We start from the raw sequence: 19,335 nt of genomic DNA on the forward strand, positions 1-19,335 counted from the left end.
CTAACCTCCTTGCGTAGGCGCCAGGTCGTCCTGGCCATGACCCAAGGGTGCGACCAGGTCGTCCTGGTCCGGGGTATTGGAAAGCGGCGCGCCGGCAATGCGCGGCGGCCAGATGTCGATGTCGCGGCTCAGCAGCGCCCCATAGCGCTCGCGCTCCTCCGGCCGGTCGCGCGGCCGCTCGAAGGCGATCACCCGCGTGCCCAGCGTAAAGGCCTCGCGCATGTCATGGGTCACCATCACCACGGTCAGCTCGGTCTCGTGCCACAGCCGCTTCATCAGCACATGGATATCGGCGCGGATGCCGGGGTCGAGCGCGCCGAACGGCTCGTCGAGCAACAGCACTTTGGGCCGCATGATCAGCGCCTGCGCCAGCGCCAGCCGCTGCTGCATGCCACCCGACAGCTGCGCGGGATATTTGTCCTCCGATCCGGCAAGGCCCACCTCGGCAATCAGCGCCATGGCCTCGTCCCGTGCAGCCCGCCGCGCCGCGCCGAACAGCCGCGCCGTCACCGGCGCCGCTCTGAACACCTTGCCCAGCATCACATTGCCCAGCACGGTCAGGTGCGGAAACACCGAATAGCGCTGGAACACCACGCCGCGGTCCGGACCCGGCTCGGCCACCAGCGGCACGCCGTCGATGGTGATCTGCCCCTGCGTCGGCGCCTCTTCGCCTAGCAGCATCTTGAGAAACGTCGTCTTGCCGCAGCCCGATGGCCCCACCAGCGCAACGAACGCGCGCGAGGCGATGCTCAGGCTGATTTTCTCCAGCACGATCTGGTCGCCATATTCCTTCCAGACATTGTCGAAGACGATCTCGCTCATCAGCGCGCCTCCAGATTGGACCAAGGGAAGACGGCGATGCGCAACCGGTCGAGGGCAAAATTGGCGATCACCGCCAACAGCGTGATCCAGGCGACATAGGGAAAGATCACATCCATCGACAGGTAGCGGCGGACGAGGAAGATGCGATAGCCCAGCCCGGAATCGGCCGAGATCGCCTCAGCTGCAATCAGGAACAGCCAGGCCGGCCCCAGCTGCAGCCGCAGGCAGGTGATCAGCCGCGGCAGGATTTGCGGCAGCACCACGCGCAGCGCAATCTGCCAGGACGACGCGCCCAGCGTCTCGGCCTTGGTGATCTGTTCGCGCGGCAGCTCCTGCACCCGCAAGGCGAGGTCGCGGATCATCGCCGGCGCGACGCCGATCACGATCAGCGCAATCTTGGCCGTCTCGCCCAGGCCCAGCACGATGAAGAGGATCGGCAAGAGCGCCAGCGGCGGCACCATCGATATTGTGGCAATGAACGGGGCCAGCAGCGCCCGAACATAGGGCAACATGCCCACCACCATGCCGGTCACCAGCGCGATCAGCGTGGAGAGGCCCAGCGCGATGGACAAGCGCCCCAGGCTCGCGCCGGTGTCGCTCCACAGCACGTACTCGCCGGTGCGCACATCGGGGACAAAGGCCATGCGGTTGATCGCATCGACCATGGTCCCCAGCGCCGGCAACAGCTTGTCGCTGGGGTTGTCGGCCAGCCTCGCCATCGAGCCCAGGCCATAGGCGATCACCAGCAGCACGAACGGCGCCAGCATCAGCAGCGTCCGCACGCCCGGGCTGGGCTTTCGATTGATCCAACGCATCAGGGTTCCCCTCCGGGGCACGCACTCTGGTGCGCCGCCCATGGGCGGACGCACCAGAACTAGCTTGGGACTAGAGCGCGCCGTCCGCCGCCATCTGCATGTAGCTGGTGGTGAAACGCAGCTTCACATTGTTGGCGTCGCCCAGAATGGTTCCATCGGGCAGTTCGATGCCGATCACATCGGCCGACGGCGCACCACTGCCCAACAGGCCCTTGTCGAACAGGAAGGTGCGGACATGGTCCATGGTGGTGCCCAGTTCGGGTGCAGCCGTGAAGGCGACGGCATCGGACGGCGTTGCGAAGAGCTTGGTCGCGGCCAATTGCGCTTCAAAGCCGGCCTGGTCCGTGCCCGAGGCAGCACCCATGGCCGCACGCGCCGCAGCGCCCTCGGGGGTATCGGCGGTCATCACTGCCATGGTGTCATACCAGATGCCCACCAGCGCCTTGCCGAAGTCGGGGTTGTCGGCCAGCACTTCGGTATTGGCCGCCATCAGATCGATGATTTCGCCGGGGATCTTGCTGCTGTCGAACACATTGCTGGCGCCGGGCAGGGCCAGGATTTCCGACACCATCGGGTTCCAGGTGACCATGGCAGTCACATCAGGGGTCTGGAAGGCGCCCACCATGTCCGGGTCCGACGTATTGACCACATTGACGTCGCGCTCGCTCATGCCGGCGCTGTCCAGCGCCCGGGCCAAGAGGTAATGGCTCACCGAGAATTCCACCAGATTGACCGGTTGCCCCTTGATGGCGGCCAGATCGGTCTGGTCTTTCAGGATCACCGCGTCATTGCCATTGGAATAGTCGCCAACGATCACCGCCGTCGTGTCGACGCCACCAGCCGACGGGATGGAGAGCGCATCCATATTGGTCAGCGTCACCGCATCATAGGCGCCGGCGGTATATTGGTTCATCGACTCCACATAGTCGTTGAACTGGGTCACCTCGATGGTGATGCCATATTTGTCGGCCCATTTCTGGACGATGCCGGTGTCGGCGGCATAGCCCCAGGGCATCCAGCCGACATAGATCGACCAGGCGACCTTGAAGTCAGTCTTGGTCTCGGCCTGAGCCACAGGGGCGAGGGCCAGCCCAATCAGGCCCATCAGCGCGGTGTTGGCGAGGAGTTTGGTAAGCTGCTTCATCTCTAGTCCCTTTTGCGCGTTCACAAAAAGGGATCAGCAGAAACCGTCGTGCCAATCCCTTGGCTATCGAGGTCTCCCGGGCTTTTGTCCCGCCGTGCATCCGTCCGGCTCTCCCGGAGGCCGGGTGCTCTCGGACCAGACATATCTTGCGATACCGGAACCCTAGCACCCTACTCGCCCCCTACAATGCAAGGCACATGCCAAGTCCAATCGCCGCCTTTTATGCTGCTCCGGCAGCAGCTCTGGCCGTTGGCTGAATAAATTCTGGGCATTCTGCTGCAATGCTGGACAGCGTTCCTGTTTATCTTTGCTTCACCTTAGGCACATTTCAGTCCGCCGTGGATTGAAAACGCGCGGGCGTCGTAAGGCCTTGGCAACCACCCTGGCGCAGGGTCTCCCCTTGGTATGACACTGCGTGGTGGTCACGATGAAACTCTGGTTTGCCCTCCTGGTCCTGTTTGCGTCCATTCTGCCCGCTGCCGCGGCCGACTGGACCATCGAACGACTGCGTGGCTCCGTCGTGCAGCAGGTCAATGGCAGCTGGCGACCCGTCGCGCGCGGTGATGTCATCCCCAGCAATCGCATAATCCGCACGGGCGCCGATGGACGCGCCGAGCTGCGCCGCAATGCCGAGACGATCGCGCTCTCGGCTGACACCCAGATCCGCCTGGGCGACGCTGGCGATGCCCTGATGACCACGGTCTATCAGGATTTCGGCGTCGTCGCGGTTGAGGCCGAGCGCCGCAATGTGCAGCATTTCTCCGTGCAGACGCCCTATCTCGCAGCAGTCGTCAAGGGCACGCGCTTTGTCGTGCGCGCCGATGAGCGTGGCGCCACGGTCGACGTCCAGCGCGGCGTCGTTCAGGTTCAGGACAAGGAAAACAGCCTCGTCACCGACATCCGCCCGGGCCAGGAAGCCACCGTCGGCCAGGATGAGCCGCTGAGCGTATCTGGATCAGGCAATGTCGCCGTTTACCGCTTCAGCGGCGAGCCCGTCATTCCTGGTACCACCGAGGACTTGCCGGTTGCCGACGAGAGCACGTCTGTTGCCTCCCCGGGCCGCAGCAATGGTGCCGGTAAGAGCGAAAACAGCGCCGCTGCAGACTTCACCGTCGAGAAATCGAACAATGGCAACGGCCGTGGCAGCAGCGGCGACAATGGCAATTCCGTCAATGCCAGTGCCAATGCCAATGCGGGCGGAAACGCCGTATCCGTCAGTGTCAGCCCCGGCAATTCCGGCAACAGCAACGCCGGCGGTAACGGCAATGGCAATTCCGGCGGTAACGGCAATGGCAATTCCGGCAACAGCAATGCCGGCGGCAACGGCAATGGCAATGCCGGCGGCAACGCGCACCTGAGCGTGGACGCGGGGGCATCGGTGGACGTGTCTGTCGACCTTGGCTTGAGCGGTCCAGTCAGCAATGCCGGTGGCAACAGCAATGGCGCTGGCCGAAGCGAGTTCAGCAACGCGGGCGGCAGCGTCACGGGCATTCTCAACCGCAACAAGGATAAATGACCGGTCTCCCAGACCGCCATCGATCAATCCCATGAGCCTCACCCAGCGCACCCTTGTGTTCATCTGCCTGCTGCTCGTCGGCCTGGGCAGCAGCACGCTGGGTTGGTTCCAGCCGGTGGACCAGGCTCTGAAGTCCTTTCGCTACGAACTGGCCTCCAGCCCGGCCAGCGGCGACATCGTGTTTGTCGAAATTGATGCGCCAAGTCTGGCCGAAGTGGGCGTCTGGCCATGGCCGCGCAGCGTCTATGCTGACCTGCTGGATCGGCTGATGGACATGGGCGCCAGCGATGTCGCTTTCGACATTGATTTCAGCGCCGCCTCGACCCCTGCCCAAGACGCCGCTTTCGCCGCCGCGCTCGATCGTGCGGGCGGCTATGCACGGCTGGCTGCCTTCGCCCAGACCACCGCCAGTGGCCAGTTGATCCTCAACACACCGCTGCCTGAATTCGCGCGCCTCGCCGAACCGGTTCTCGTCAATGTGGATGGCGACGGAACCGCGCTTGTCGAGAGCTTTCCCGCCTTCATTCCTGGCGTGGCCATTCCGCCGCTGGCCCTGGCGCTGGCGCACGGCGCGGTGCCCCGCGCGCAATCGATCGGCATCGATTTTGCCATCGATCTGTCGGGCGTTCGGCGGATCTCGGCGCAGGATATCCTGGCCGGCACGCTCGATCCCGAAACCGTGCGCAACCGCCAGGTGGTGGTTGGCGCCAGCGCCGTCGAACTCAAGGACAATTTCCGTGTTCCGCGCTTTGGTGTGCTGCCCGGGGCGCTCATTCAGATTGCCGCCACCGAAACCCTCAAGGCCGATCGCCAGATCGTCGATGCCTCCATCGCGCCGGCGAGCCTTGTCGCCAGTGCGGCCCTGGCCATGCTGCTGCTGCTCGGCCGTCGCCTGTCCCTTGGCAAATTGTCGGCGCTCGGTCTTGCCGTCGGGCTGGCGCTTGAAGTCGTGGCGCTCCTGGCGCTCAAGCTCGACGCCGTCGTCTTCGATACGGTTGTCGTTCACGTGATGATCTTTGCCGGGCTCGCCGTGCTCATGCTCGACGAGCGCGCACTGCGCTGGCGCCAGAGCCGGCAGCAGCAACAGCGCCTCACCTATCTCGCCCATCACGACGCTGCCAGCGGCGCCCTGTCGCGCCAGGGTCTGATTGATGCGCTGGCAGGGGCAGGCGCCCCCACCGAGCCCTATGGGGTCGTCGCTGTGCAGCTGCCCCGCCTCGCCCAGGTTTCGGCAACGCTGGGCAACGAGATTGCCGAGCTGGTGGCCCGTGAAGTGACCCACCGTTTGCAGGCGCTGGGCAATGTACTGCCCAGCCGGTTGAGCACCGATGTCTTTGCCTTTGTGCTGCCGGTCAGCGAGAAGCCCCGGCTGCTCGACTGCGCAACGCGCACGCTCAACGAGCCATTCCTGGTGGATGGCCACACGGTTGTCGCCGATCCGGCCTTTGGCATCACCTCGTCCGAAAATGTCTACAGTGACAGTGCCGAACTGCTGCGCCAGGCCGAAGTCGCCCTTCGTGTCGCGCGCAAGCGGCGCAACGGCATCGCGCGCTACGAGCCGGCCATGAGCGAGCAGATCAAGTCCACCCGCCTGCTGGATCTGTCCCTGCGCAGCGCACTGGATCGCAATGAGCTGCAGCTGATGTTCCAGCCCCAGGTCTGCTTGCGCACCGGCGCGCTGATCGGCACCGAAGCCCTGGTCCGCTGGCACAACACCGAACTGGGCGATGTCTCGCCGGCCCAGTTCATTCCCTTGGCCGAGGAATCGAGCCTGATCGCCCAGATCGGCAACTGGGTGATCAGCGATGCCTGTCACCAGGCCGCCAGCTGGCCCTGGGACGGGCGCCTGTCGGTCAATGTGTCAGCCATGCAGTTCCGCCACGGCGACCTGCTCGCCAGCGTGCGCGAGGCGCTCGCCAGCTCCGGCTTTCCCGCCAATCGACTGGATATCGAGATTACCGAAAGCCTGTGCGCGCACAACGATCCCAAGACCCTGGCAACGCTGGAGGCCCTGCGCGAACTGGGTTGCGCCATTGCGCTGGATGACTTCGGGACGGGCTATTCGTCCCTGAGCTATCTGGCCAAGCTGCCGGTCGACAAGATCAAGATCGACCAGAGCTTTGTGCGCGGCCTGCCCAGCATGGACAGCCAGATCCTGCTCGAGACCACCGTGAGCCTGGGGCGTCGCCTGGGCAAGACGATGGTGGCCGAAGGCATCGAGACCGAAGAGCAGCGTGCCTATCTCGAACGGATCGGTTGCGATGTCGGGCAGGGCTATCTGTTCGGCCGCCCCGGCCCGGCATCGGATTTGCAGTTTGGCGCCCGCGCTGCGGCCTGATGGCCGCCGCGCCTAGCGCGGGGCCAGCAGCGACTGCCCGGTCTTGTCGAACAACACCACCGTTGAACTGTCGACCGCCAGTTGCAGCGCCTGCGAGCCGCGCAGATTGTGATCGCCATCGAGCACCACCAGCCAGGTTGCGCCCGAGGGCAGCTTGAGGCTGACATTGGTTTCATTGCCCAGCCGCTCCACCAGGCTCACCCCGCCCACCAGCGTGCCGCTGGCGTCCAGCGTCAGATGGTGCGGCCGCACGCCCAGGGTCAGCGTATCGCCGACCGACATGCGGCTGGTGTCGGCTGCCACGCTCACCGAGCTGATGTCCTTGCTGGTCACCGTTGCCATGGTGCCGTCGATCGATTGTACGGTCACTTCGGCAAAGTTCATCTTGGGCGAGCCGATGAAGCCGGCAACAAACAGATTGGCCGGGCGCTGGTAGAGGTCGATCGGCGCGCCGACCTGTTGCACCACGCCGCCATTGAGCACCACGATCTTGTCGGCCAGCGTCATGGCCTCCACCTGGTCATGCGTCACATAGATCATGGTCGCGCCCAGGTCCTGGTGCAGCTTGGCCAGTTCCATGCGCATGTCCACGCGCAGCGCCGCGTCAAGGTTGGAGAGCGGTTCGTCGAACAGGAACACCTCGGGCTGGCGCACGATGGCGCGGCCGATGGCGACGCGCTGGCGCTGGCCGCCCGAGAGCTGACTGGGCTTGCGGTCGAGCAGGGCCTCCATCTGCAGGATGCGCGCCGCGTCGCGGATCTTGCGGTCGCGCTCGGCCTTGTCGGTGCGCGCGAGCTTGAGCCCGAAGCCGACATTGTCATAGACGGTCATATGCGGATAGAGCGCGTAGCTCTGGAACACCATGGCGATGCCGCGGTCGCGCGGCTCGACGTCGTTGCACAGCTTGTCGCCGATCCACAGTTCGCCCGAGGTGATGTCTTCCAGCCCGGCAATCATGCGCAGCAGGGTCGATTTCCCGCAGCCTGAGGGCCCCACGAACACAACGAACTCCCCGTGGTCGACGCTCAGGTCAACGCCCTTGATGACGGGTACGGAGCCATAGGTCTTGTGCAGCGCTTTGAACTCGAGTCCGGCCATCTTGCCGCCCTCCCTTGAATTGGATTGGTGTTCCGGTCAGCCCTTGACGGCGCCTGCCGTCATGCCGGCGACGATCTGCCGGTTGAAGAACAGGAACACGATCAGCGGCGGAACGGTGATCAGCAGGATGTTGGTGAACAGCAGATTGTAGGACGTGTTGTACTGGCTCTGGAAATTGTAGAGCGTCAGCTGCACCGTCGCGTTCTGGTTTCCCGGCAGGTAATAGAGCGGGTTGGTGAAGTCGTTGAAGATGCCCACTGATTGCACCACGATATTGGTGACCGTCACCGGCCAGAGCATGGGCAGGATGATGCGGAAGAACACATCGAGCGGCCTTGCGCCATCGATGATGGCCGCCTCATCGAGATCGCGCGGGATGGTGGCGACGAAGGCGCGGTAGAGGATGATCGAGAAGGGCAGGTTATAGGCCACCTCGATCAGGATCATGCCATGCAGCGTGCCGAACAGCTTGAGGCCCTGCATCAGCCAGATGGTCGGCACCACGGCCGGCGGGATCATCAGCCCGGCCAGGATCAGGAACTCGATCAGGCCGTTCATGCGGGTCTTGCGCCGCGCCAGCACGAAGCCGACCATGGCCGCGAGCACCACCAATAGCGTCACGCTGATCACCGTGATCAGCGCGGAGTTGATGAACGCGGTGATCATCATCCAGTTTCGCGTCGTGACGACCTGCACCAGATTGTCCCACAGGTGGAACCCCTGCGGCCAGGAGAAGTCGCGCAGTGCAGACTGCGGCTTGTCCTTGAAGGCCATCAGGATGATGAAGATGAAGGGGATGACGAAGACGACAAAGGAACCGGCGATCGCCGCCACCCCGCCGATGATGGATGCGCGGCGCTTCATTCGTGGCCCTGCTTGCGATTGAGGAACATGGTGAGCGGCACCACGATGATGCCGATGAGCACGAACAGCACCACATTGCCCGCGGTCGACAGGCCATAGAAGCCGGCCTGATATTGCTTGTAGATCACCGAGGCGACGGTGTCCGAGGCAAAGCCGGGCCCGCCCTTGGTCATGGCCCAGATCAGGTCGAACGTGCGCAGGCCGCCGATGAACGACAGGGTGATGACGGTTGCCGTCGCCGGGCGGCTGAGCGGCAGCGTGACATGCCAGAAGTTCTGCCAGGCGGTGGCCCCGTCGATGCGGGCGGCCTCGTAATAGTCGCGCGGAATGGCAACGAGCCCGGCGATATAGATGACCGTGGCCAGGCCCACGCCTTTCCACACGTCCACCAGCGCCACCGAATAGAGCGCCAGGCGCGGGTCGGTGAGCCAGCCGGGTCCCTTGATGCCGATCAGGGCGAGACCCTGGTTGATCATGCCCTGGGTGGGATGCATCAGCACGGTAAAGGTGATGCCGACGCCCACGGTCGACACCAGCACCGGAAAGAACACCACCGAGCGCAGGTAGCCACGGGCGATGATATTGCTGGTCAGCAGCAGCGCCAGCCCCATGCCGAGCACCACCTTCAGGCTCGATGTCACCACCGCGTACATCACGGTGTTCATCAGCCCCTGGATCAGGAACGGCTCCCGGAAGAACTGCGCGAAATTCTCAAAGCCGATGAACACGGAATTGAACAGCGTCCACCGTGTCAGGCTGAAGTAGAGCGAGGCGAAGGTCGGCGCCAGAAACAGTGCGCTATAGATGATCGCCGCCGGCAAGAAGAACCAGACGGGATAGGTCGAAGGGCGGGAGCGCGCCGTTGTGGGGGCACTGGCCATCGCAAAATCCTCTCATGCAACAAGGCCAGTTCCGGGCAGCCAGGCCGCCCGGAACCGAAACAAGGGATCGTCGGCTTACCAGCCGGCAAGGCCGAGCTGCTGGGCCTGCTTGCGCACGTCCTCGTCATAGAGCGCAGCGCCATCGGCGGCAGAGCGGATGCCCGAGCCGACTTCGACCGTGATCTGCTCGAGCGCCGGGCCCTTGATGGGCGAGAGGAACTCGAGGGCAGGGCCATTGTTGCCGCCGTCAGCGAAGTACGGCAGCATGTCCGACACGGCGGGCGGCACTTCGGCGGGCAGTTCGCAGCCCTTGACCAGGTAGGGACCGGTCGGGTTCACCGTTGCATTGCGCACTTCGCACGCTTCGGGGCTGGCAACGAAAGCGACGAACTTCTTGGCGGCTTCCTCATTGCTGACGGTCTTGGGAATATAGACAGCGTCCGGCATCCAGGTGGTCAGGCCATTGGCATCGGCGCTGTTGCCCGGCTGGGCGAAGAAGCCGACATTGGCCGTATTGCCCGGCGAGATTTCCTCGATGGCGCCAACCGCAAAGGTCAGCATCGGGTAGTGCGCGCCTTCGCCGGTGGCCACCATGCGGATGCCGTCGTTGTAGTTGGCGGCGCCGAAGTCTTCGTTCAGATAGCCGGCGTCGTGGACCTGCTGCAGGCGTTCAAAGCCCTGCAGGGCTGCCGGGGTGGACGCATACTTGGCCTCGCCGGCGGTATACTTTTCGGCAAAGTCCGGCACGGCGGCCATGACGTTGTAGAAGTCGGCCAGAACGAACAGCTGGCTGGTCCAGGTGTCCGCATAGGTCTGGATCACGGCAACCTTGCCGGCTGCCTTGATCTTCTCGTTGTTGGCCATGAACTCATCCCAGGTCTTGGGCGGGGTCAGGCCAAGTTCCTTGTAGAGCGGGATGTTGTAGAGGATGCCGCCACCCATGGCCGAGGCATAGGGTGCGCCATAGACGTCGCCGGCCGAGGTCACCACGCTCTTGAAGCTGTCCTGCACATTGGCCTGCCAGGCTTCGTTGGTGAGCGGCAGCAGGTTCTGCTGCGGGTTGATCGCCTGGAACAGCGAGCCCGAGTTATAGGTGAAGATGTCGGCCATGGCGCCGGTGGCCAGGCGCGTCTTGACGATGTTGTCGCCTTCGCCGCCACCCGGACGGGTCTCGATCTCGATATTGATGTCGGGGTTCGCCGCTTCGAACGCCGCCACATAGGCTTCGAACACCGGCACGGTCTGCGGGCCGTTGTCGATCAAAAGCGTCAGCGTGGTCGACTGCGCCTGTGCAGCGCCGCTGGCCAGAAGCACGGCAAGCGCGCCCACCCCGGCCAGTGCCATCGATTTCAGGTTCAGTGTCATTGGTAGTCTCCTCCCTTGGGTAAGGTCACCGGCCCCGTTATGGGGTCCGGGTATGGGCATTGTGCGTGATCGCCTCGCGGCGCTTCGGCACGGCATAGGTGAAGGTGATCTGATGCTGGCCGGCGCTCAGGGCGTGGTCGGCGCCGCTGGCCACCGCTGCGCCGTCCAGCGTGGCCTCGCGATAGGCCGGGTTGAGCCGCAGCGTGCCGCGTGTGCCCTCTGGCACGTCGATGTCATAGACCACCTTGTCGCCGTTCAGTGTCCAGGCGGCGCGAATGGTGCCCGCCGGGCTGTCGTGATGCGCCTTCACGGGCGACAAACCGTCCAGGATCACCGGCTCGAAGATGATCGACTTGAAGCCCGGCGCATCCGCATCGGGCCGGAAGCCTGCCACGGCCTCCAGCAGCCACTGGCACACCGCCCCATAGGCATAGTGGTTGTACGAGTTCATCTGCGGATTGTAGATCGATCCATCCGCCTGGATGGCGTCCCAGCGCTCCCAGATGGTCGTGGCGCCCATCTTGACCTGGTAGAGCCAGCCGGGCACCTCTTCCTGCAGGAACACTTCAGCCGCTAGTCCCAGCTCGCCGATCTTGACCAGCGCCGGCAACAGCGCCGGCGTGCCGATAAAGCCTGTGCCGATGCGGCCATCGCTGCGGGCGATGGCATTCTTGAAATAGGCCTTGGCGCCGTCGATCTTGTCGGCCGGGATCAGGTCATGCAGGAACGCCAGCGCATAGGACGTCTGGTCGTCGCCGGCCACGCGGCCCGATGGCGTGATGAATTCATGGCCAAAGGCCGCCTTGACCTTGCCGGCCATGGCCTCCAGGCGCTCTGCGGTCGCAATGTCCCCGGCGATGCGGGCAATGCGCGCCACCAGCGTCGAGGTGATGAACAGATAAATCGTTGCCGAGGCATCGTCGCTGATGGTCGGCAGCGGCTTGGCGCTGGGCCCGCTCGGCTGCAGCCAGTCGCCGAACGAGAAGCCGCGGGCGCCCCAGACGCGCGGTGGCTTGACGATCGGGCCCTCGCTGATCGACCAGACGAAGTCGACCCATTTGGTCATCGCGGGCAGCGTTTCCGCCAGAACATCGGTGTCGGCATAGTGCAGGTAGACCTGCCACGGCACCACGGCGATGGCATCGCCCCAGCCGGTGCTGCCATAAAAGCCGGGATAGTTAGCCGGCTTCTGCCGGGTCGGATCGGGCACGACATGGGGCACCGCGCCATCGGCGCGCTGGTCGGCCATCACGTCGCGCAGCCACTTACGGAAGAAGCTCTGTGTTTCGGCCAGGTAGCAGGCCGTGCCGGCAAACACCTGGGCGTCGCCCGTCCAGCCCAGGCGCTCGTCGCGCTGCGGGCAGTCGGTGGGCACTTCGATGAAGTTGGAGCGCTGCGACCACACGGTGTTGAGGAACAGCCGGTTGACCAGCGCATTGCCCGAGGTGAACCCGGCCTTGAGTTCGGTCACCGAGCTGATCGGCACCAGCGCGATCTTGCTGATCTCGGCCTTGCCGGTAATGGTCACGCGCGCATAGCGAAAGCCCTGGAAGGTGAAGTGCGGCCGATAGGCCTCGTCGCCTTCGCCCTTGAGCGTATAGTCGATGCGGCATTCGGCGGTGCGCAGATTGCCATTGTAGAACACGCCATCCTTGTCGAGGATTTCGGCATGTTCCACCGTCACGCGGGCACCGGCTTCACCGCGCACGGTAAAGGCAACATAGCCGCCGCAGTTCTGGCCGAAGTCATGCACCGTGCGGCCTTCGGCATCGGTCCAGCTCTTGACCGGTGCCAGTTCGGGCAGTTCCTGCACCGGCGTGGTTTCATGCGCCACCAGTCGCGCCGTGTCGAAGCTGATCGCTTCGCTGCCCGCCGTCACCTGCGGCACGATGCGCGCGTCATAGGTCTCGCCGAAATAAATGCCTGATTTCAGGATCGGCAGCGTGCCGCTCTGCCAGCTGGCGTCGGTGGCCAGCAGCAGTTTGCCCGTGCCGCTGCGCAACTCGGCAATGGCAGCGATCTCGTCGCCCCAGGTGTTGAAGATGGGCGCCTGGCCCCACATCATCTGCGAGCGTAGCCAGCCGTCAGCCAGCCAGATCTCGATGGTGTTCTCGCCCGCCACCAGCAGGTCCGCAACGGCATAGGTCTGGTAGCTCAGCCGCACGTCATAGCTGGTCCAGCCCGGCGTCAGGATATCGTGCCCCACTCGCTTGCCGTTGATGAAGCAGATGTAGAGGCCCAGCGCGCTGATGCGCAGCGTTTCGTCGCCGGCGACATTGGCCAGGGTAAAGCTCTTGCGCAGGAAGGACGATGGGGTGCCGACGCCTGCATCGCTTTGCGGGCGCACCATCTGCGCTTCCCACTGTACCGATGCCATCTGTGTGGATGCGCCATGCATCACTGCTGCGTCGTTCACGCCAAGTCCTCCCAAAAGAGCCGGTTTATCCGGCTGTAGACTGTTCTACGTATATCGTTCTACAAAATCTTCGGCTTGGCAATATGCCCGGCGACAAAAAGATGCGAGACGTTTTCGAGCAATCAGGATATCTCGGGGCCATGAGCGAAAAAGACACCCCCGCCACCCGCCCGGGCGAGCGCATCACCATCCGCGAAGTTGCCCAGGATGCGGGCGTGTCGGTGGCCGCCGTCTCCAAGGTGCTGCGCGATGCCTATGGCGTCAGCGACGCGCTGCGGACAAAAGTGCGCGCCTCCATGGCCAAGCTCAACTACCGGCCGCGGGCGTCGGCGCGCGGCATGCGCGGCCGCACCTATACCATCGGGCTGATCTTCCCCGATCTGCGCAACCCCTTCTTTGCCGACATCTATTCGGGCGTGAACGCCGCGCTGGAGCGGACGCAGTATCAGGCCATGCAGGGCATCAACACCACCTCGGGCGCGGTCAACACCACCTCGAGCGCGCTGATCGAGGCCATGATCGACCGGCAGATGGATGGGCTGATCGTTATCGGTCCCAATATCGACATGCAGGCGCTGATCAATCTCGGCGAGCGCGTGCCGCTGGTCGTGGTCGGCCATCACGACAGGGGCGGCGACGCCTTCGATACGGTCAACAATGATGACCAGCTCGGCGCACGCCTGGTGGTTCGCCATCTGGTGGCCAAGGGCTTCCGCAGGCCGGCCATGCTCAGCCTCACCCCGGCCACCTCATCGATCATCCAGCAGCGCGAAGTCGGCTACCGCCTCGAGATGATGGAGCTCGGCTGCGGCGAGGCGATCAACATCGTTCGCGCCAGCCAGGTCGTGCGCGACGTGCAGGTTGCCGTGCGCCGCCTGTTGTCCGATGCCAACCGTCCCGACGCCATCTTCTGCTGGACCGATTTGATGGCCTTTGAGGCCATTAGCGTCGCCACCGAGATGGGCCTGTCCATTCCCGAAGACCTGGCCATCGTCGGCTATGACAACACCATCTTCTGTGATCTTGCGCAGAATAGCCTCACCAGCGTCGATCAGTCTGGCGAACTGCTCGGACTACAGGCCGCGCGCATGCTGATCGAGCGTATCGACGGCCGCACGAGCGCCGAGCACTTCATCGTGCCGCCGCGCATCGTGGCGCGCGGCAGCGCCAGCGCGACATCGGAGGCGGAGTAAACGGGCCGGACACGCCGCCGGCCCGCCTGTGGTGTTGATCAACCCGCCAGCTTGGACCACTTGACCTCTGGCGACCAGGCAAAGTCCTTGTCGAACGGATATTGCGGCACGCTCTTGTGCTTGCGCTCCAGCCGCTCGACAAACTGGTCCACCACGCCCGGCGACAGCGCCATCAGGCTGGGATTGGCGATGGGGCCGAGGTCGGGCGACAGATAGCCCGATTTGACCACCACGATGCGCGCCGCCTTGGGATCGAGCCCGAGCTTCTTGAAGTCCACCAGATTGTGGAACGGTCGCCGCCGCGCCGTCAGGACCAGGTCGATACCGCCGATGCGCACCACGGCCTCGCGCAGATGCGCGTCCTCGGTCTCGAGCAGGAAGATGACCTCGGCCTCGGTTTCCACGACACTGCTGGATGGGTCGAGCGTGCCGCCGATGCTGAGCTCGACCGTGGCACCGACGCCCGCCGCATAGGCCGCCTCGGTCGCCGGCTTGTCGGCAATACCGGCAAAGATCACCCCTTGCGCGTCATTGGCCATCAATTCGGCCAGCACTTCGGCGCGGTCGCCCACACCACCGCCGGTGGGGTTGTCGCCCGATTCCGCCAGCACCACCGGCGCTGTCTCCGCCTCGATCGCCCAGTCGACGCACTCCTCGATGCTGCCGGTCTTGGTGCCAAACACGAACTGCTCGCGAATGTCCCAATAGTCCTGCGCCAGATGCCGCGCCGCAGCCGCCATGGCGTTGCGGTCCGTCCCGGTCACCACGGCACAGGCCGTGGCGCGCGGCTCGTCGGCCCAGACATAACCCACCTGGAAGGACGCATCCCAGATGCCCGTGGGGTCTTCCACGGCCTGCAACTGGGTGTAGAAGCTGCGCGCCGGCTCGTCCTGCGTGCTGGTGCGTTCGCCCGGCAGCAGCACCGGCACGGGTGCCCAGGCCACGGCCGGACGCTGGCCCGTGCGCAGCGCGCGCACCAGCATGGTCACGGCGCGCCGCATGGTGTCGGGCACATCGATATGCGGCGCCGTGCGATAGGTGGAGAAGATGTCGAGGCTGTCCACAATGGTCTGGCTGACATTGCCGTGCAAATCATAGCTGGCGGCAATCAGCACGTCGGGCCCCACCAGCGCGCGCACCGCGCTGATGAAATCGCCCTCGGCATCGTGCATGCCTTCCACGAACATCGCGCCATGCATGGCCAGATACACGCCATCGAGCGGCAGCGCGGCCTTGATGCCATCAAGGATTTCGCTTTTCCAGCGGGCATAGAGTGCCTGCTCCACCGGCCCGCCGGCAATGGCGCGGGCGTGCAGCACGGTGACGAACTCGGCCGGAAAATGCGTCAGGAAATCGAAATAGGCATCCTTGAGCATGGCGGGGCCACGCAGCACGCGGAAATCGGCCTCGCGGGCCAGCACGGGATTATAGGTGCTGCATTCGGTATGCAGGCCAGCAACAGCAATGCGCATCAGAGTACTCCAGCAATATCGGATTGGGGATTATGGTCGAGCCGACGCCCACGCGCCGGATCGAGCCGCTTGGTCAACGCCAGGCTGGCGATCAGCACCGGCACGAGGCAGGCGATGCCCAACCTTATATCGGTGTGTTCGGCCACAAAGCCGATGACCGGCGGGCCGACCAGAAAGCCGAGCAGGGCCACAAAGCTCAGCACAGCCACATTGGATGCCGCGCTGCGATCGGTCAGGGCGGCAGCGGCCGTCACGGCCAGGGGAAACCCCACCGACACGCCGATACCGATCGTGGCAAATCCCAACAGGGCCACCGGCACAGTCGGCGCGACATAAAGCAGGCCAGCGCCCAGCACGGCCAGCACGCCACAGATCCGAGCAGTCACAACGGCCCCGAAACGACGCTTGAGGCTATCGCCGCCAAACCGCCCCGCCGCCACCAAGGCAGCAAACACGGCATAGCCAAGCCCCACGGTTCCGGCATCGGCCGCCAGCGCGTCGCGGAGGAAAATGGCCGACCAGTCCGCCATCGCGCCCTCGGTCATGGTGATTCCGAACACAAAGCAGCAGATGCCCAGCAGCGCCCAGCTGGGCGGCGTCCAGCGCGGGCGCTCGGTCTTTGACTCAAGTGCCGGTTCGGGCGCAGGCGGCGGCAACCGGCTCGCCGCCAACAGGGCCAGTGGCAGGATGCACACCCCCACCAGGGGAATGGCCAGTTGCGGCGCGAGCCCGATCGCTGCCATGCCTGAGCCGACAAGACTTCCCGCCATGATGCCCACCGACCAGCAGCCATGGGCGGTCGTCATGATGACCGTACCGGTCGCCTTCTCGACGGCGTCTGCCTGCACGTTGAGCCCGAGTTCGACAAAGGAGATCGTCGAACCGGCCAGCATCAGCGCCACAAACAGCAGCGTCGGGTCAGGGGCCAGCGCCGGCAGGCACATGGCCAGCGTATAGAGCACATAGCCGATAAGGATCGCCGCGCGCGGGCCGATCCGGCCCACCAGCGGTCCGGCAAAGGGCAATGTCAGCAAGGTGCCGCAGGGCAGGCCCAGCAGCGCCAGCGCCAGCCCGGATGGTCCCAGTCCAAGCGAAAGCTGCACATCGCCAATGCGTGGCAACCAGGAGCCGAAGGCAATCGGCTGCAGGAAGAACACCATCATGGTCAGGCGCTGCGGGGTGAGAAGAGACATCTTTGCTCGGATCATCCTCAAAGAGATTGTCGGCTCCGGATGACCTCTCCCCTGGGGGGAGAGGTCGGCGCGCAGCGCCGGGTGAGGGGTTCAGCGTTGCCGCTTCTGCCGTGGGCCGCATGTGCCCCACACACTCGGTGTCATCCCGGCCCGAGGCCGGGGGGACATCGTGGTCTGGGCGGCACTCAGCCCATGGAATAGGGCAGGTAGCCGGCAAAGCCGGTCAGCTTCCAGACGCCATCGACCTTGCGGCAGAAGTAGAGCGTCTGCCAGTGCAGCACATCCTTGCCGCCGTTCTTGAGGGCGATCTCACCGTCGAACTTCTTGTGCGCGATGGCGATGTCGCCATTGATCTCGATCTCGGTCAGCGAAGTGGCGCGGTGAATGCCTTCCAGCACATCTTCGGCATATTCCAGCGCCTGGCTTTCCCGGGCCTGGCGGATCCAGTCGTCACGATAGGCCTCAAGCGTCGGGAAGCTGATCTTCCAGTCGTCCGGATTGCCGGACTTGCCGCCGTTGATGCCCAGGAAGCCCTCCTTGATGAAGTCGCCATCCACTTGTGACCAGTCCGCGGCAACGAAGGCGGCGATGTCGCGCTCCACCAGCATGGTCCAGATGGCGCTGCGGTCGGGATCATTGGGAAAGGGGTTCGTCCGGCTCATGAAACTCTCGTCAGGTAAAGTGTTGCTGCTGGCTCTGGCTGCGCCTGGTGTGATCTGCGCCGGTTGCCGCCCCCTCTGTTTGCGATTTTCAGAGTTGTTGTTCCACGGCAGGGGGAAAGGTGAGGCCAGATGAATACCAATTGCAACATGCTGCCCGCTTTTGGCGGGTTTGTCCACAAGCCCTAAGCGTCAAAACCACCGGAAACGCCTAGAAATTTGGCAAAATGGCGCCCGTTTGGGCAAAGTGCGAAAGTGGCTTATATTGGTATTGTTATTGTGTCGGATTCGTGTTGACATTGCTTTCAGAACGATCCTAATCTTGAAAATCGTTTACAAAAAGCACCGACTGACCCGGTAGAGGTTGGCGGCTTCAGAGACAGGGTAACGGGCGGACTATGCGGGTTGGTATCATTGGCCTTGGGTATCGTCTTGGCTATCTGGCGCGGGTGTTTTCCGCCGCGCGCAGCGATTTTTCCATCGCCGGCTATGTCGATCCCGCGCCTGCCGGCCTGCCCTATGCCACCCAGCATGGCGTGTCGCTCGGCACCCAATTTGACTCGCTTGAAGCCATGCTCGACAGCGAGAAGCTTGATCTGCTCATGGTTGGTTCGCCCAACCACCTCCATCTCGATCACATCCGCATCGGCCTTGAGCGCGGCCTGAAGATTTTCACCGAGAAGCCGGTGGTCACCTCGGTCGAGGACACTATGGCTCTGGCCAGGTTGATTGCTCAATATGGCTCGGACAATGTCATGGTCGGCCTGGTGCTGCGCTATGCGCCGCTCTATGTCGATCTGCGCAAGGCTCAGGCCGAGGGGCATCTGGGCGACATCACCTCCATCGAGGCCTCCGAGCACATTCCGCCCTATCACGGCGCCTTCTTCATGCGCGACTGGCGCCGCTACGAGCGCTATTCGGGCAGCTTCATGCTCGAGAAGTGCTGCCACGATCTAGACCTCTACAATGGCGTCATGGGCTGCCGCCCGCAGTATGTGTCCAGCTTCGGCGGTCGCCGCACCTTCATTCCCGCCAATGCGCCCGCCAATGTCGGCATCAACGACATGGAAGTCTATCATCGCAAGCCCAGCGGCTGGCAGGGCAGCGACAAGGTGTTCGACAGCGATGGCGACATCATCGATTTCCAGACCGCCATGGTGCAGTACGAAAATGGCGCGGCGCTGACCTTCCACACCAATCTCAATGTCCCCGACGATTTCCGCCGTTTCGCGGTCCTGGGTGCCAAGGGCATGGCCGAAGGCGACTTCATCCGCAATTTCCTGCGCGTCACCGATAGCCGCACCTCCGACCGGCTGATCGACACCACCTACAAGATGAGCGAGCTCAGCCAGCACTATGGCGCCGACGAGCAGATGGCCGAGGATATCCTCAAGCATGTGCTGGAGGGTGTGCCCCTGCCGGTATCGGTCACCGACGCGCTCGAGGCCGGGCTCCTGGCGCTGACCATGGACGAGGCGATGCGCACCAAGACGGTCATCGACATGACCCCCATCTGGCAGCAGTTCGATAGCGCCCTCGGGCGAGCCGGCTGAAGGAGA

15 protein-coding genes and 1 riboswitch are annotated in these 19,335 nt (G+C 64.1%); of the genes, 4 read left to right on the forward strand and 11 right to left on the reverse strand.

All coding sequences use genetic code 11. The features are described 5' to 3' along the window. From K1177_RS17685 to K1177_RS17695, 3 genes are all read right to left on the reverse strand, one after another. Nucleotides 1–822: an ABC transporter ATP-binding protein gene (locus K1177_RS17685; RefSeq protein ID WP_224705452.1), complete on the reverse strand. Its 822-nt coding sequence runs from the start codon at nucleotides 820–822 to the stop codon at nucleotides 1–3. Then, a complete protein-coding gene (locus tag K1177_RS17690) occupies nucleotides 822–1,637 on the reverse strand; it encodes an ABC transporter permease (RefSeq protein ID WP_224705454.1) in 816 nt (271 codons plus the stop codon). The genes K1177_RS17685 and K1177_RS17690 overlap by 1 nt, the downstream gene beginning before the upstream one ends. A gap of 70 nt (nucleotides 1,638–1,707) precedes the next feature. Continuing rightward, nucleotides 1,708–2,742, reverse strand: a complete 1,035-nt coding sequence (locus tag K1177_RS17695) for a putative urea ABC transporter substrate-binding protein (protein ID WP_396120251.1) — start codon at nucleotides 2,740–2,742, stop codon at nucleotides 1,708–1,710. A 110-nt stretch (nucleotides 2,743–2,852) separates the two neighbouring features. Further along, nucleotides 2,853–2,958: riboswitch (guanidine-I (ykkC/yxkD leader) on the reverse strand. A gap of 250 nt (nucleotides 2,959–3,208) precedes the next feature. Here K1177_RS17695 and K1177_RS17700 point away from each other — a divergent pair. Then, entirely contained in the window at nucleotides 3,209–4,297 is a 1,089-nt protein-coding gene (locus K1177_RS17700; protein ID WP_224705458.1) for a FecR family protein, read from the forward strand. 31 nt (nucleotides 4,298–4,328) lie between these two features. Then, nucleotides 4,329–6,635 carry a putative bifunctional diguanylate cyclase/phosphodiesterase gene (locus tag K1177_RS17705; RefSeq protein ID WP_224705460.1) on the forward strand — a complete coding sequence of 769 codons (2,307 nt, stop codon included), beginning with the start codon at nucleotides 4,329–4,331 and terminating at the stop codon, nucleotides 6,633–6,635. 12 nt (nucleotides 6,636–6,647) lie between these two features. Here the strand turns inward: K1177_RS17705 and K1177_RS17710 are convergent, their stop codons facing one another. The 5 genes from K1177_RS17710 to K1177_RS17730 all read right to left on the reverse strand — a co-directional run bounded on the left by K1177_RS17710 (nucleotide 6,648) and on the right by K1177_RS17730 (nucleotide 13,241). Further along, on the reverse strand, nucleotides 6,648–7,733 hold the full coding sequence (locus K1177_RS17710; RefSeq protein WP_224705462.1) for an ABC transporter ATP-binding protein: 1,086 nt from the start codon (nucleotides 7,731–7,733) through the stop codon (nucleotides 6,648–6,650). A 36-nt stretch (nucleotides 7,734–7,769) separates the two neighbouring features. Next, nucleotides 7,770–8,597, reverse strand: a complete 828-nt coding sequence (locus K1177_RS17715; RefSeq protein WP_224705464.1) for a carbohydrate ABC transporter permease — start codon at nucleotides 8,595–8,597, stop codon at nucleotides 7,770–7,772. After that, a complete protein-coding gene (locus K1177_RS17720; RefSeq protein ID WP_224705466.1) occupies nucleotides 8,594–9,478 on the reverse strand; it encodes a carbohydrate ABC transporter permease in 885 nt (294 codons plus the stop codon). Before K1177_RS17720 ends, K1177_RS17715 begins: the two co-directional genes overlap by 4 nt. Before the next feature lie 75 nt (nucleotides 9,479–9,553). Continuing rightward, on the reverse strand, nucleotides 9,554–10,843 hold the full coding sequence (locus tag K1177_RS17725; RefSeq protein ID WP_224705474.1) for an ABC transporter substrate-binding protein: 1,290 nt from the start codon (nucleotides 10,841–10,843) through the stop codon (nucleotides 9,554–9,556). A 37-nt stretch (nucleotides 10,844–10,880) separates the two neighbouring features. Next, entirely contained in the window at nucleotides 10,881–13,241 is a 2,361-nt protein-coding gene (locus K1177_RS17730) for an alpha-L-rhamnosidase (RefSeq protein WP_224705854.1), read from the reverse strand. A 158-nt stretch (nucleotides 13,242–13,399) separates the two neighbouring features. Between K1177_RS17730 and K1177_RS17735 the strand changes: the two genes are divergently transcribed. Then, complete coding sequence (locus tag K1177_RS17735) at nucleotides 13,400–14,452, forward strand: LacI family DNA-binding transcriptional regulator (RefSeq protein ID WP_224705476.1); 1,053 nt, start codon at nucleotides 13,400–13,402, stop codon at nucleotides 14,450–14,452. 38 nt (nucleotides 14,453–14,490) lie between these two features. Here K1177_RS17735 and K1177_RS17740 read toward each other — a convergent pair whose 3' ends face one another. The 3 genes from K1177_RS17740 to K1177_RS17750 form a co-directional block, all read right to left on the reverse strand. Further along, nucleotides 14,491–15,924, reverse strand: coding sequence for a M81 family metallopeptidase (locus K1177_RS17740; protein ID WP_224705486.1), 1,434 nt, complete (start codon nucleotides 15,922–15,924; stop codon nucleotides 14,491–14,493). Beyond that, nucleotides 15,924–17,117 carry an MFS transporter gene (locus K1177_RS17745; protein WP_224705488.1) on the reverse strand — a complete coding sequence of 398 codons (1,194 nt, stop codon included), beginning with the start codon at nucleotides 17,115–17,117 and terminating at the stop codon, nucleotides 15,924–15,926. Before K1177_RS17745 ends, K1177_RS17740 begins: the two co-directional genes overlap by 1 nt. 185 nt (nucleotides 17,118–17,302) lie before the next feature. Then, nucleotides 17,303–17,779, reverse strand: a complete 477-nt coding sequence (locus K1177_RS17750; RefSeq protein WP_224705490.1) for a hypothetical protein — start codon at nucleotides 17,777–17,779, stop codon at nucleotides 17,303–17,305. A gap of 395 nt (nucleotides 17,780–18,174) precedes the next feature. On the opposite strand from K1177_RS17750, the gene K1177_RS17755 reads away from it, so the two are divergent. Then, the gene (locus K1177_RS17755; RefSeq protein WP_224705492.1) at nucleotides 18,175–19,329 is read left to right on the forward strand and encodes a Gfo/Idh/MocA family protein; all 1,155 of its coding nucleotides are present in this window, start codon (nucleotides 18,175–18,177) and stop codon (nucleotides 19,327–19,329) included. The last annotated feature ends 6 nt before the right edge of the window (nucleotides 19,330–19,335 follow it).

The sequence above is a fragment of the Devosia aquimaris genome, assembly GCF_020169335.1.
Classification (GTDB): Bacteria; Pseudomonadota; Alphaproteobacteria; order Rhizobiales; family Devosiaceae; genus Devosia; species Devosia aquimaris.